General features: G+C 39.4%; 18 protein-coding genes. All 18 read right to left on the reverse strand.

Annotated features, from left to right (window positions below; translation table 11 throughout):
* Positions 1-13 precede the first annotated feature (13 nt).
* The gene (locus GJU41_RS14035) at positions 14-823 is read right to left on the reverse strand and encodes a GvpL/GvpF family gas vesicle protein (RefSeq protein WP_154318990.1); all 810 of its coding nucleotides are present in this window, start codon (positions 821-823) and stop codon (positions 14-16) included.
* 4 nt (positions 824-827) lie between these two features.
* On the reverse strand, positions 828-1,091 hold the full coding sequence (locus tag GJU41_RS14040; protein ID WP_070879563.1) for a gas vesicle protein GvpG: 264 nt from the start codon (positions 1,089-1,091) through the stop codon (positions 828-830).
* A 1-nt stretch (position 1,092) separates the two neighbouring features.
* Positions 1,093-1,857, reverse strand: coding sequence for a GvpL/GvpF family gas vesicle protein (locus GJU41_RS14045; RefSeq protein ID WP_070879562.1), 765 nt, complete (start codon positions 1,855-1,857; stop codon positions 1,093-1,095).
* Positions 1,858-1,871: 14 nt separating this feature from the next.
* Positions 1,872-2,795, reverse strand: a complete 924-nt coding sequence (gvpN, locus tag GJU41_RS14050; protein ID WP_154318991.1) for a gas vesicle protein GvpN — start codon at positions 2,793-2,795, stop codon at positions 1,872-1,874.
* A gap of 28 nt (positions 2,796-2,823) precedes the next feature.
* Entirely contained in the window at positions 2,824-3,087 is a 264-nt protein-coding gene (gvpO, locus tag GJU41_RS14055; RefSeq protein ID WP_070879560.1) for a gas vesicle protein GvpO, read from the reverse strand.
* 85 nt (positions 3,088-3,172) lie between these two features.
* On the reverse strand, positions 3,173-3,433 hold the full coding sequence (gene gvpJ / locus GJU41_RS14060) for a gas vesicle protein GvpJ (RefSeq protein WP_070879559.1): 261 nt from the start codon (positions 3,431-3,433) through the stop codon (positions 3,173-3,175).
* Between the two features lie 19 nt (positions 3,434-3,452).
* On the reverse strand, positions 3,453-3,920 hold the full coding sequence (gene gvpQ / locus GJU41_RS14065; RefSeq protein ID WP_070879558.1) for a gas vesicle protein GvpQ: 468 nt from the start codon (positions 3,918-3,920) through the stop codon (positions 3,453-3,455).
* A 28-nt stretch (positions 3,921-3,948) separates the two neighbouring features.
* On the reverse strand, positions 3,949-4,434 hold the full coding sequence (gene gvpT / locus GJU41_RS14070) for a GvpT/GvpP family gas vesicle accessory protein (RefSeq protein WP_224771432.1): 486 nt from the start codon (positions 4,432-4,434) through the stop codon (positions 3,949-3,951).
* Positions 4,435-4,474: 40 nt separating this feature from the next.
* On the reverse strand, positions 4,475-4,744 hold the full coding sequence (gene gvpA, locus GJU41_RS14075; RefSeq protein WP_154318992.1) for a gas vesicle structural protein GvpA: 270 nt from the start codon (positions 4,742-4,744) through the stop codon (positions 4,475-4,477).
* Positions 4,745-5,232: 488 nt separating this feature from the next.
* Positions 5,233-5,424: a DUF5381 family protein gene (locus tag GJU41_RS25255; RefSeq protein WP_318185824.1), complete on the reverse strand. Its 192-nt coding sequence runs from the start codon at positions 5,422-5,424 to the stop codon at positions 5,233-5,235.
* Positions 5,400-5,783: a DUF5381 family protein gene (locus GJU41_RS14080; protein WP_249042953.1), complete on the reverse strand. Its 384-nt coding sequence runs from the start codon at positions 5,781-5,783 to the stop codon at positions 5,400-5,402. Before GJU41_RS14080 ends, GJU41_RS25255 begins: the two co-directional genes overlap by 25 nt.
* A 199-nt stretch (positions 5,784-5,982) precedes the next feature.
* Complete coding sequence (locus GJU41_RS14085) at positions 5,983-6,540, reverse strand: DUF5381 family protein (protein ID WP_154318993.1); 558 nt, start codon at positions 6,538-6,540, stop codon at positions 5,983-5,985.
* A gap of 20 nt (positions 6,541-6,560) precedes the next feature.
* Positions 6,561-7,376 (reverse strand): hypothetical protein, encoded by an 816-nt coding sequence (locus GJU41_RS14090; RefSeq protein ID WP_070879556.1) that lies wholly within the window; start codon positions 7,374-7,376, stop codon positions 6,561-6,563.
* 12 nt (positions 7,377-7,388) lie between these two features.
* Positions 7,389-8,636, reverse strand: coding sequence for a hypothetical protein (locus tag GJU41_RS14095; RefSeq protein ID WP_070879555.1), 1,248 nt, complete (start codon positions 8,634-8,636; stop codon positions 7,389-7,391).
* Positions 8,637-9,005: 369 nt separating this feature from the next.
* Complete coding sequence (locus GJU41_RS14100) at positions 9,006-9,173, reverse strand: hypothetical protein (protein WP_154318994.1); 168 nt, start codon at positions 9,171-9,173, stop codon at positions 9,006-9,008.
* A 17-nt stretch (positions 9,174-9,190) separates the two neighbouring features.
* Positions 9,191-9,511, reverse strand: coding sequence for a WXG100 family type VII secretion target (locus GJU41_RS14105; RefSeq protein WP_070879554.1), 321 nt, complete (start codon positions 9,509-9,511; stop codon positions 9,191-9,193).
* Between the two features lie 355 nt (positions 9,512-9,866).
* Entirely contained in the window at positions 9,867-12,296 is a 2,430-nt protein-coding gene (locus GJU41_RS14110; RefSeq protein ID WP_224771433.1) for a carbohydrate binding domain-containing protein, read from the reverse strand.
* Between the two features lie 138 nt (positions 12,297-12,434).
* Positions 12,435-13,682 (reverse strand): helix-turn-helix domain-containing protein, encoded by a 1,248-nt coding sequence (locus GJU41_RS14115; protein WP_070879552.1) that lies wholly within the window; start codon positions 13,680-13,682, stop codon positions 12,435-12,437.
* Positions 13,683-13,754 lie beyond the last annotated feature (72 nt).

Here is a 13,754-nt window from a genome sequence, read left to right on the forward strand (position 1 = left end):
AGATCCCTCACTTCTATGAAAAACTGGAGAAATGGTACGCTGGCCATGGGCCTGTAGCTTCGAATCTCCAGCCAGTGCCGCCAAGTTCCTGTTCAAACTGCTTCATTTCTTCCAGGAAGCTTTCCACATTGGGCATTGGAAGAAGAAACACGCTGTTCCAGGCCATGTTTTCTTTTAGACCTGTGACATCTTTACTCCAATTTTTCTTAATAGCTGCGTGAAGCGAATGCTCCTTCAGCTTTTCATGCACTTGTTCACAAACTCGATTCTTTTCATTTTCAAGTTCATCTTCGATCAGCTTATCAATCTTCTTCTTTTCGAAAAATTGTCTTCCGCGGGGAAGTTCACTTATTTCTTTTTTCTTCGCTTCAATCGCTGCATTGTTTTCACTTACCTGCTTTTTCAGCTCATGATCATCTGAATAGATTTTCACATTCCATTCTTCATTTCCCTGTAGCTTAGAAAGGGTTTCTTCAATTCTTGATTGATTAGATTGAATGGTTTGCTGCAGGCTTTCTTCATTTTTATAAATCGTGCAAAACTTCAGCGGAATGATCGTAAAGCTCTTATAAAGGGCAGCAACCGTTTCATGATGATGGAACGCTTTTTCCTGCAGCCAATCCATATCACTGTCGATCTTGTCTTTAATGGCTTCTTCTGAATAATGATCAGAATCCAGTTTGCAAACAACTGCGGTGACATTGTCGATCGGAATGGTGTACAGCTTGCGTTCACCATCAAAGCCTGTGAAAGATGGAAACGATTGATGTGCTGCTGCTTCTTCCGTTGGAATCAATCCATATAAATAAATCAAATCGCCCATCTGCTTATCCCTCGTCTCTTGGTTTCGTCAGCTTATCCCACTCTCCCATTTCCCTGCGCTTGGCGATTTCATATCTCATCAAAAGCTCATCTTCTTTTTCTTGAAAAGCTTTCTCTGGAATCTCGCCGAGCTCAAACATCATTTGGAGCTGGATCAATTTTTGCTGAATGGTTGGAAGATCATATAACTCTTTCTCTGCTTCTTCCTGGACCTTTTGCCCGATTTTAACTACGAGATTCATTGGCGCGGTAACCAATTTATGAATCATGTCAGCTTTCCTCTACTTTTAACCTGATGTTCACAAAGTTGTATGCAGGCCATGGACCGCTGTAGTTAAAATCGACTTTATCTTTCCATTTTTCATGTGCTTCATTAACCTTCTGATCAAATAGCTCTTCAGAATCACGGTCAATTAAGAATGCTGCGTTTAAAAGCATGGTTTCGCCAGTTGGTTCATTTGCTTTAGCGGCTTCAGCTGCTTCTTCAAGCGGTGTAAATACCTCTGCTTTTACTTCGTTCTGCAGATCAGCAAATAATTTCTGTGCAATGCCGCCAAGCTGAATGCGTTCATAGTAACCGGCCGCTTCAGACTTGCCTTTCACAGAAGCGGATATTTTCCCAACCTCTGGATGCTCATTTACTTTTTTCTCAAGCCAATCTTTTTTGCCGATCACTTTCAAGCCCACTTCAATCTTGCCTTTGATCGCCGGGAAAAGCTTTTCAAACTGAGGATACAGATTTTCCAATAGAACTTTCACATCTTCTTTGGATTTAAAAACATTCCCGAAACTGATTGGAATGACTGTATCATTTTTGCTCATAATTTCGGCAACTGCATGCTGATGCATCATTAAATTTTGACGATTCGGATTATAGATTTTCATTGGAACCTCGGCCGCAACCATCGCTGCATCTTTATAGCGAATCGTAAAGGTTTCCCTCTCTTCGCCTTCGATTTCAACCGTTCCAAAATCTCCATCTTCTGTCGTTTGAATTCCGCTGAAAATATAAATACCCATTTCTTGTTCACTCATTATCAAACACTCCTCTAATCCAAGACGTCCATTTTGCTGCATTCATCTATAATTAATTTCTCTGCATCTGCTTTAGCGTGATCCGAATCAAGACATCTGCTGATTGGATGACACAAAATATCGATGCATAAGCTTTGAAAATCCGCGTCTTCACCATCTATTGGAATATCCTGTTCTGATGCAAGCTTCGCAATCATCATTGAAGCTCTTAAACTAGGACCATTATTCTTATCGTTTGAGCAGGCTTCCCGCAAATTCGTAACGAGAGTTGTAATCGCTCTTGCTTCGTTTTCTTCTACATCTGTTTTTTCAGCTACGATCATCGTCTCTCGTTCAACATCTTTATAATCGATGAACATTGTAATCAAGCGATCAAGCAGGGCATCCTGCGTATCGTAAACGCCTGCATATTCAGCAGGATTGCTGGTGAAAATAACAGCGAAATCGGGATGAACCCGGACAAATGGGTCAGTTAATTTAGAGCCGTATAATGGGAGAACACCTTCTTCTAAAATCGATAAGAATATATTATTAGTAGTAGGGCGTGATCTGGTGAACTCATCATAAATTAACGTATATCCGTTTTTAACTGCTTCAAGCAGCCGTCCGTCTTTCCACATTTCACTGACACTTTCATCTTTTTTATAAACAGATCTGACATACTGATCGACGACTTTTTTACTCGTATAGCCTGTAAAATCTCCAATTAAATCTTTATTGTTTAATTCGTGATTTCCGTGCATGAGCATGACCGGCCGTTTTCTTTTTTTGGCAAGAGCAAGCGCAAGGGAGGTTTTTCCTTCACCTGAGGGGCCTGTAAAATGAACTGAATAACCGGCTTTCAAGTATTGTAAGGAACGCTTGAGAAGATCCTTCGTCTCATCGTCCTGAATCAATGCTCTTGCATCTTTTTTCACCTTTTCTTTTAAGACCGTCATCTTTTCTTGCCTCCTGCCCGCTCATCCCTTACTGTTCCATACCGATTGCGCTTCGGTACCGAATGTCCAGCCTCTTAAACGAAATCACTTCTTCGTCTTTATTTAACTGGCAATCATAGGTTCCGAGCATTTCATCTTTTGCGTATTTCTTCATATATTCTTTTTCTTCGATTACTTCAACTGTAACTCTCCAGCCCTCTTCCATCGCTTCAACAGAAGTGATTTTGTGCGGCGGTGCTACATGTTCGCTGAAAAAGTCGTTTACGTTTTTCAAAATATCTTTTATAGCCATATTGTGTCGCCTCCGATTGTTCCTTCAGCCGTTTCAAGGTAAGAAGCAGGAGCCATTTTGTGTATGGCTCCATGCCCTGAACATCTTAAATACTAAACTGTGAACTTCTTTCATTCGATTGTGCAGGGAGACCTTTTTCCTCGACTTCATCACGAAGAAGACCTACCGCTTCTGCATAACGCAACCATGTATCAACACTGGCAATAACGACACGCGCTTCAATCGTTAAAATCTCAATTCCTACAACTGAGACTCTTGCAAATGCGTCAATTACGATCCCTTTATCTAAAATCCGGTCAATAACCTCTGCTAAACTCGAACTGTTGTTGCTCTTTTGAATCGACATTTCTTTTTTCTCCTCTCAGTTAAGATCCAATGGTTTTAATATCTGTTGAAGATTTAATGTCATTGGAACTTTTGATCTTCGTAGAGCTTTTTATATCTGTGGAGCTTTTAATCTGATTGACGCCTTTGATGCCTTTATAGCCTTTAACTTTTTTCTTATCGTCTTTAGAAGAAATCTTCTCTTGAAAATCTTCTCCTGCTTCTTTCACATTGCCAAGCTTATCCCTTACAGACAGCAGGACATCCTGCACTTTCTCTTTTGCTTCTTCCGCTTTGCCATGGACTTTATCTGCGTTCTCGTCTTTAGCATGGCCGAGCTTTTCAGCAGCTGCATTTGCTTTCTCCTGCAGCTTTTCTTCTGTTTTCTCGACGAATTTTTCCTTCGCCTTTTCTTTTACCTTATCCTCAACCTTTTCTTTAATAGGTTCAGGCGTATGTTTTATGATTTCTTTACCGGCTTTTAAAGCGGCTTTTTTCATTTTATCCATCTAATCACCCCTTCCAGGGCAGATCACTTTATTTCTTTGCTTCAATTAGCTGATTCAGCATTTCTTCAATCCGCTGAAGCTGGTCATTCATGTTTTTGTTTTCTTCTTTCAGCTCATCATACTGTGAAGAGTCTAATTCCTTTTCTTCACTTTTTTCATTTTCCGGAGCAGCTTCTTTTTTCTTTTTCGGAGCAAGCAGGCTGCTTAAGTTTCCTTTATCAAGATAGCCTGTTGCTGTCTGTCTGAGTGCAACCATTGCCTGCTCAGTAATGATTTCCTGTGCCGTTCTTCTTAATTCCTTCCCGGCAACTCTTACTACTTCTGATTGACCAAGACTGTTAAACACTTTTTTGCTTGTCTCAGGACTTGAAAGCAATCCGATACCGGCTCCAACGACTCCGCCTAAAATGGCATAATTTAAAGAGTTATGCTGCTTCTCATCTTGATTCTGTTCTTCCTGCTGATTCGATTCTTCCTGATTTTCCATTTTTTCTTTCTTATCTTTGCTCGCCATGATTTGTCCCCATTTCTATATATAGTAGTGATTCATTTATTTAAAAGTTAAAAGCTGATTGTGTGTCCCGTTCATTCTTTTGACGATTTGCAAGACCTTCCTCCTGCACCTCATCACGCAGCAATCCGACAGCCTCTGCATATCGCAGCCATGTGTCGACGCTGGCAATCACAACCCGTGCTTCAATCGTTAAAATTTCAATTCCTACAAGCGACACTCTGGCAAATGCATCAATTACAATTCCTTTATCAAGAATCCGGTCAATAACTTCCGCTAAACTCGAACTGTCATTACTTTTTTGAATACTCATTTCTTTATTAGCTCCTTTCATTGACGATGTAAATTTGGGCAAGCCCTAATCGCTTTGTTACTTGGGATATACCTTTTAAAACACGGGTTAAAACATGGGCTGGATAATAGATGAAATTGCTTTCCATCATTCTCCATTATTTCCGCATCACATTTCGGAATCTTCTTCATAAAATCCTGAAATGGCGGGATTTTCAGAAGATTTCAAAGAGATTTAAGACAAAAAAGTCAATTTTGTTACAAGGTGATTACAAAGTGATCCAGAGGGGATTTTTGTTCGTTTTGGGGATAAAAAAACCGTATTCGGTTGGAATACGGGGAGTCCAGAAAGTCTGTTATCACAAAAATTGTTTTTTTCGATTATAAATGTTGTCCGTTCCTTCCGCTGCAACCTACTACAAAGTTTACGAAAAGATCCTACAGAAAAAAGCAGGCAGGAAATAACATTTGTTTTTCCTGCCTGCTTCATTTTAGTCTGCGTTACAAAGACTAAACGTTTGTTTTCCGCTCATGTTTTGCATCCTCAAACAATTCACTTAAGTTCACGTGGCGGTCCCAGACTTCCTTTGCATCTTCTCTCATATTCGGGTAAACAAATTGATCTACCAAAATGGCAAAGTCTGTGTCGTCAATTAAGTTGTAAGTCCGGATTTTGCTTACCTCACCCTGAAACGTTTCGATGAGATATCATTTATCAGGTTAAGCGGATTTCTTACAATAAGGATGCTCCGTATATTTGAAAAGGGAATTTTGTTTTTCTTTGTCATAATGAAGCCGCTTGAGCCTTCTGTCAGAACAAGCAGCGTTTTTCCCGGTACAAACCCCGGAAGTGACCATAGTGTAAGATATAGAAAGATTGGAAAAAGCAAAAAGCCTCCTCCAAGGTAAAAAAACGAGTACTTTGAATCTAATTTAAAACCATTTATGATGAGAAAGAAACAAGCTGCAAGCCCACCAAAGGTAGCAAGAAGCATCCATACATACATAAACTTGGAGCCTTTTATTTTGACGCTGTTGTTTTCTTTTTGCAGGTTTAGCAAAAAGAATCACACTCCCTGCTAAGTAAAGTGATATTTCTATGTAATGAAGGAAGTTCCAGCTAAGAACCTCTCCTCTTTGTTCTATTATGAAGAATTAAGTTCTTAATTGGCTGTCATTATTAAATAATTGGCCAGCTGTTATACTGGCCAATTATTTTGCTTATTATTATTTTTCTATAAGGCAATTGATACACACTCATTAACCCTTAATACCGGTTTCTCTCTCATACTGTACTTCCTTATATAACTTTTCTAGGTTTACTTTGCGGTCCCATACCGCCTTTGCCTCACTAGTCATATGGGGGAAAATATATTTATCTACAATGACAGCATAATCGACTTCATCAACCAAATCATAAGTAGGTATTTTATATACTTTTCGATCAAAGGTTTCAATAACGATGCTGTTGACTAAATTAAGAGAATTACGCACTAAATTAATTTGCTGGATATTTTGAAACGAAACGTTTCCTTTTTTGGTAACTAAATAGCCATTTTCACCTTGGACTAGCGAAATGAGCACTTTACCAGGAATGAGACCAGGAAGAAACCATAGAAACAAATAGAGAAAGATAGGAAAAAAGATAAAACCTCCGCCTACCCACAATATTGAGAAAGTGGAATTGAATTTCAAACCTTCTATGATTAAATAGCCTGTTCCAAGTAAACCGCCAAGTATAAAAGCAGCCAAAATTCCATAATAGAATTTACTTCCCTTTATTTTGATCGTATTACCTGATGTTGTTAGATTTATCAAATCTTCTTCCTCCTTTTAACTTAAAAGCTGCTGGCCCTTAATTTAAATATAGAGGACGGTACGAAACTTTCCAAGAAATCTTTGCTTGCACTCTCTAAATTAAATTGATTTTCCGGATTTTTTGAAATTAGCCAATCTGTTTCCTTACCAGGAATGACAAAACATAAGTCTGCAACGCTCGGATTGTTATTATTATCGTAGGTTAGAAGGAGCATGCTGTCCAATCTTGCTTTTCGGCTGAACATATCATTGATAAAATCAGTAAATAAATCAGCATCGACAGGTTGAATCTGTGAAATCCATTTATCAGTACGATCACTGGATAAAAGGGTCGTTTGACTAACTTCTTCTAAAAGCTGTTCAAAATTCTCGTTTGTTAAAGTAGTAATGATTTTTCTGTCTTTAGGAAGAGTTTTATGAGAGAATCTGCTGGTGATCAGCTGATTAGCCTCTTTTTCACTTAGCTTGTTAATAGTATGAATCTGCTGATCGTACAGCACTTCATGTGCAAATACTTTCCCATTATGAATATGAATGGATAATGCCTCTTCCTTCGACAAATCGGGCGAAAACTTGGAAAATTGAATAGTGCATTCTGCATGACTTAAAATCTGAATGTAACCAGTGTATTCATCTTTTAGTTTATAATGGCCGTTTACTTCTTTTATCATATCCTTCGCCATCAATGATCTAGATGCAATTTCTAGCATCATTTGAAGTTCACTGTCATTTATATCTGAAAAGAAAGCCTCTTTTAATGAGATTCCTTGCTCATAAAGCCCTTCACTATAAAATGAGAAAATCAATTCCTCTATACTAAGTTTAATAGTATTCATATTTCCTCCTCCTTATCCAAACGAAAATTTGCCTTTAACAAAGTTCGCAGCTCCCCCCAAAAGCGATTTAGCTGTATCTTTTGCTTTTGAGAATCCTTCGCCAATTTCTTTTGCTTTTCCAATTGGATCTCCTAATGTTTCCTTGATTTGCTTATTCGCATATTCAACCCCAGTATTGAATACATCTACTGCTTTCCCTGCTTTCTCAAATCCAGATTTCAATCCCGAAACAACTGTATGAATAGGTTCTTTAAAAGCAATTGCTGCTTTTTCCGCATAAGGAGCAGTAAACTTTGCTACTTTTTCGCCTATTACTCCGCCAATAAATGATCCGGCAGCAGAGCCAACTACAGTGCCAACTGGACCAACTAAGCTTCCTAAAGCTCCTCCTACTACAGCACCGGCGATCGACGCTCCCCCAATTACGAAAGTATCATTTACTGCAGTACCAACAGCTTTTGCATTTTCACGCTTTAAAACCTCAGGATTATTACCATATTTAGCATAGTTTTCAGATATCTTTAAACCCATGCCTACCCCTGAGGCACCTGCTGTAACAGCAAATGTTATTGGCCCGTTGACTTTTGCAAATTTCCAAGCAGACTTCCCAAATGATTTTAATGTATCTGTGTCTACACTGCTATTTTTAATTTTTCTGTAAAGAGACCTGGAGTCATTTGTAAAATCGACAGCTTCGCCAGGCAAATATTTAGCATATTTTTTATGAAGTAAATCAGCAAAAGAATAACCGTTGTATTTTTTTGATATAAAACTAAAACGAAGGTAACCTCTAGCTATTTTTTTGAACTTTGAATTATCAATGACATCTGACAAAGCGTTTAAGACTCCCATATGTCGAAAAGAGTATACATCGTCTGCATTCTTCATAAATTTAGTCAGGCCTATACCGTAATATGCAGCCTGTCTCGCAGAAAGTGCACCAAGAGCTGTTATTGCACCGTAGTTTTCATGAAGTTTATATAACTTTCCTATTAAATTATCAGCTTCTGCAAATTTATTTGCACTTGACCGAATGTCAAATTCAAGATTGCTAAGATAATCAACTAGAGCATTTCCCGTTGACCATGTATCGCCAACTTGATAAAAGCAATGCTGGTATTCAGCCGGAGCACTCATGATAAGATTAGCAAGTTCCAAATGAAGCTGTTTGTATTCAGCTTCAATTTCAGAAAGTTTGGCTACAAATGAATTTGCAAGTTCATCTAACTTATCCGGGTTAACCGATATTTGATTAGACATAGAGTTTCAACTCCCAACTACCTTGTTTTTCAGATAAATTATATAAGATAAAAAAATTGATAACCTAATATGGCAACCTGTAAAGGAATAATAAAAAAATCTATACATCCTGGCAACATACAGCCGCCCCTTGCAGCATCGGCAGCTTCTTCTTTACTTCTTATCTTGTTCTACCGTTATTGCTCATTCCGCACCTCAGCATATTTCTATTATCCTAAATTAAAACATCATTAAATAAATTGATTGAAATAATATCCTAATATTCCCATCTGTAAAGGTAATAAAAATATATCAAGACAACTTGGTAAACAACCATCATTACCCGGTACAAATCGATTACTCAGAAAGCACCTCAATACTGAAATTCATTTAAACAATTTGTATCAACTGATAGGCAACAATGCCAATCTGTATGGGAATAATAAAAAAGTCAACGCATCCAGGAACACAGCCGTCATTCATTCCTTGGCGTTCGTCTACCTTTTTCTTTTTCTTTTTCCGATTAAAATTCGGATCATGGTCATAACGATGGTTCATGCTGCATCCCAACCTTCCTACTGCACATCTAATTTCTTCAAACGGAGAATTCTCTCAAGCCTCTCTAATTCTTCTTGTCTTTCAATCTCTTCCCTCACCCGGTCAACAGAGTCGGCGGCGGCTTCGAGCTCGCGGCTGATGTCGTAGAGGTTGTCTGAGTGTCGTTGGAACAGAATCTGGGCTTCGTCCATAGCGGAATCAAATTTGTTTCTGCTTTTACCGCTCCATGTAGCTGCATTATTGTTAATGTCTTGAAGCAATTTTTCTTCCTGGTCTTTCACGGAATCTGAAGCTTCCTGAAACACCCTTGCAAGGGCTCTGACGTGTTCTGAATTCATATTTTCACCTCTTCATTTCTTGCGTTTTTCTATGTATATCCTTCATATTTCTACATAATGGTTCCTTTTTTGCACATATAAGAAAATGTTACTAGATTCAATTTCCAATTTCCATAAGTCTCCAGTAACATTTTCTAAGGCTGATTGTTCAGGCATTCATGCGAGAAAAGTACTGGTATTAGACAGATAATAGTCCTTACTAAGAAATCATTAGGACTTAGTAATGATGAATAAGAAGAAAAATATCCCAATTATCTATTACCACCCGCTCATATAGAGATAAACCTGTTTTTATAAAAATTTCCATTTTCATTAAAAAAGCAGAATCTCACCACCTGAGATTCTGCTTCATTATTTATTGTTTAACTTTTAATACCACATTATCGATTTCTATTGCATGAGCTCCAAGTGGAGAACCCAACGTCTTTCCTAACAAAAATTTCATCGCAGCAATGTCATCCGACGGCATCGTGAATTCGAAAGAATACGTCTGCATTTCATCGGCTAAAGGAAGCTTTTCACTTAGAAACCTTGTATATTGCACATTTTCAACTGTAAGCTCTGCCTCGCGCGGCTTAGTCGAACGTGCTTCAAACGATACTTCGTAAACTGCCCCTTTTGCAAGCTTCATATTTTCCTGCTGTAAGATGAGGCTCCACGGTTCATTGCCTTCGTTTGTAATGGCAATCTCTGCTTTTCCGCTGTCAGCAGCAATCATAGCCGCTGCATCGTAGTGGATATAGGAGCCCCATGAGGTCAAGCCGTTACTGAAATCGCCATTTTTCAATGGAAACAAATCGATATTTCCATAGTCGATTTTATCTGTCGTTTTAAGGAGGACAATATCGTCAAGGAAGACATCTCCCTTAGCTCCTCCCATGTTGAAAATCAGCTGGCCTTCGAGATCGCTGAGCTCATCCGTCATCGTAAACTCAACCGTTTTTTCTTCCATTTTTGAGGAAAGCTGAACGATTTTAGGTTCTGAATAACTGACAGTGCCGTCTTTGCTCAGGACATCCAGCTGAATGTCTCTTGGTTTCGTTGCACGTGCTTTAAAAATCGCCTTATATTCATTTCCCTTGATCAATTGAACCCCTTTTTGTAAAACCTGAACAGACTCAGAGCTCTTGCCCGATTTTTTAATGTCCACTTTCAGTTCTCTTGAGCTCTCGTTAACGCTTGCTTCTGCTTTAGCATCATCTGTTTTTACATTCCAGAAAATCATCCGGTCCATGCGTCCCTGATCAAATGTTCCGTTGTAGATATAGTTGCCGTCTGGAAGCGGCTGCTTTGAGGCGTTCTCATCCTGTGCCTCACCGGTTACATCCTCCACTCTGACATTTCCGATCCACACAGGATTTGTCCCATTTCCGCCTAAGTTAAATTCGAGCCGTGCCTCAATGTCTGTTTCATTCAGCATGTCAAACGTAAATTCATAGGACTGAAGCTGATCAGACAGGTTGAAGGACTCTTCATTCGAGTATTTGACCCAGCCTCTGTCAGGACCCGCACCAGCTTTTACCATCAAGCTGCGGGGAGCAGTTGATTTTGCATCAAAGCTGACTCTATATTTCCCTCCTTGTCCAAGTGAAAGGTTTTGAATCAATTGGAGCGAGTAAAGCTGACTTCCAGGATTAGAAATCGAGGTTTTGGCAAAATTCATCCCCGATACCTGTTCAACCGAAACCGCCCCTGCTCCTCCAAAGTCCGGGAGATGAACGAAGTTCCAATATTCCTTGTTCAAAGCAACTTCCCCTGCCGCAATATCCGTAATCGGCTGTTCATAAGCTGAATCGTAAATGAAGTTTCCATCTGCCAAGGGCTGCTTCGCATTTGCCGGGAGCCGGACAGGTTCAAGTTTGGGCTCAACAGGGTCAGCGTAGTTTCCATTTTTCAAGTCAAACACACGGACATAATCGATTTCCATTTGCTGAGGAAAAGTTGTTGACGCATCCGGATCTCCGTCAAACCATCCTCCGACTGCAAGATTCATGATTAAATAGAAATTCTGGTCAAATGGCGCTGGATAGGCAAAATTCGCCGCATTGTCTTTTCCTTTTGAATACCACTTGTTTTGAGTTTGATAAAGCTCACCGTCCACATACCAGCGAAGCTCGCCAGGCTCCCATTCAAGGGCGTACGTATGCCAGTCGGTGACTGTGCTGTTATCTTTAAAATGATATTCCTTGCCCGTGTATTTGTTGTTCGGCCATCCTTCCCCATAATGAATTGTTCCGGCTACAAGGTTAGGTTTGCTTCCCCAGGACTCCATAATGTCAATTTCTCCAGAAGCAGCCCATGAACCATACTTATCTTCTTCGGGAAGCATCCAGATCGCCGGCCATAGTCCCTTTCCAGCAGGAAGCTTCGCCTTGATTTCATAGCGTCCGTATTTGTGGCTGAAATGTCCCTTTGTTTTCACCTTAGCCGACGTATAGTCATACGTGCCAAATTGATCGGATGTTTGTTCCTTCTTTGCTTTAATAATCAACTTTCCATCTTTTGTGTAAGCGTTTTCTTTTGAGTCCGTATAAAATTCCTTCTCGTTATTTCCCCAGCCTGATGCAATTCCTTTCCCGTCAGCATCAACAATCCAGTTGCCCAAGTCAAAGTTCCATTTGCTTCTGTCAATTTCGGTTCCACTGAATTCATCTGACCATACAAGAGACCACTGCTTTTTTTTCATCGCTTCTCCTTTTTTCTCTTCCTTTTCTCCTGCCTGTGCATAAATGCTGCCTGAAAGCATGAGCAGACCACACATCATGATCGCCATTCCTTTTTTCAAATTCTTTTCCCTCCCCTTAAAAATGATGAACCTACACTTAGTTTAGCGTGACTTTTCATCATTCTTCAGACATGAAATTTTGTATAAGGGCGCAATATTTTAGAAATGAAAAAAAGGAGCTGCACGGGCACCTCACTTTTACTGCTGCTGAATAAAGCCATCCGCAATCCGGACTGCTTTTTCATACTGTTCTGTTTCTGTGTAATGGGTATAAAGCTGTTTTCCGAATTTATCAATCATTGTTTTTTGATTGTTCGTTTGAAAAAAAGGCAGACCGCTCTCTTCAATATATAAATAATACTCTTCAAACGCATTTTTTATCTTGTAGCTAAGGAGCGTAAAGAGAATTTTATACAGGATGCTGTTCATTTTCTTCGCTGAGGCAAGCCCGTCTTCAGCCAATTTAAGCAAAGATTTTTGAGGAATGAGCTTGCCTTCCATGCAGTTATCTGCATAATTGTAGAGCCTGTTCAGATAAATAACCTTGTTTTTATCCGCCATTTTAAGAGCACTTTTATAAAATGGATGCGCAGAGGCATATTCTTTTCTTTTAAAGCATTCAAGTCCAGCATTGTGGAGCAGCATCGCTTTGATTTCATCAGCTGAAATGGCATCGCAATCCTCAATTAATTGATGATAACGCGCTATTTTAAGATCTAATTCAGCTTTGGTCGCACTTTCTTTTTGCAAAAGCATAACAGCTTCAGATTGAATCGCACGGAAAAAATTATTTGTTTCTTTAAAAAAATGAAGGGCTTTTTCAGCATGCAGATAGGCCATCGTTTTTGATTCAACCCAGTGATACGCGACAGCCAAATGATAATGGTATTCTCTGTTCGGGTAGTCCTGCGGATGAATGCCTTTCATTGCTTCGATTGCTTTATTCCGGTTTTCACTGCTGAAATTGTTGTACTTTTCCAGGTAGCACAGCCCAATCACGTGCTGAAGAAGATTTCTCTCGTAGGGTGAAGACTGGGGATTTTCCTTCTGAATATGCTGAACGATGGTGAAGGCTTTTTCGCCTTCTTTGTTCAAAATGTAATATCTTGCAAGCAGCAATTGATAGAAGACGCCATGATTTGAGGAGCTGATAAAGGGCAGGCGTTCGAGTTCTGTTTTGATTTTGTCCGCTTCTTTCTTTCTCAGCATGATGATGGACGAATGCCATTGGTGGAGCTTTTTCTCTATGTTTTGGAGGTTTTCGATTTCTTTTTTAATATCGATATGTAAGCGGGCAGAAAATAAGTCAATGATTTCCTCTGAATACTGAGTATGCCCCCTCTCAATTTTACTTACATGTGTAGCGGTGCAGATATCTTTACCCAATTGTTCTTGTGTGAGTCCTGCTCTTTTTCGGTAAAATTTAATAATTTCTCCTTCTAGCATACACATCTCTCCCTATCCCCGTCTGTAAAAAACATCTATATAAATGTATCCATTTTACGACGTTTTCCCTGC

The sequence above is a fragment of the Metabacillus idriensis genome, assembly GCF_009674765.1.
Classification (GTDB): domain Bacteria; phylum Bacillota; class Bacilli; order Bacillales; family Bacillaceae; genus Bacillus_P; species Bacillus_P idriensis.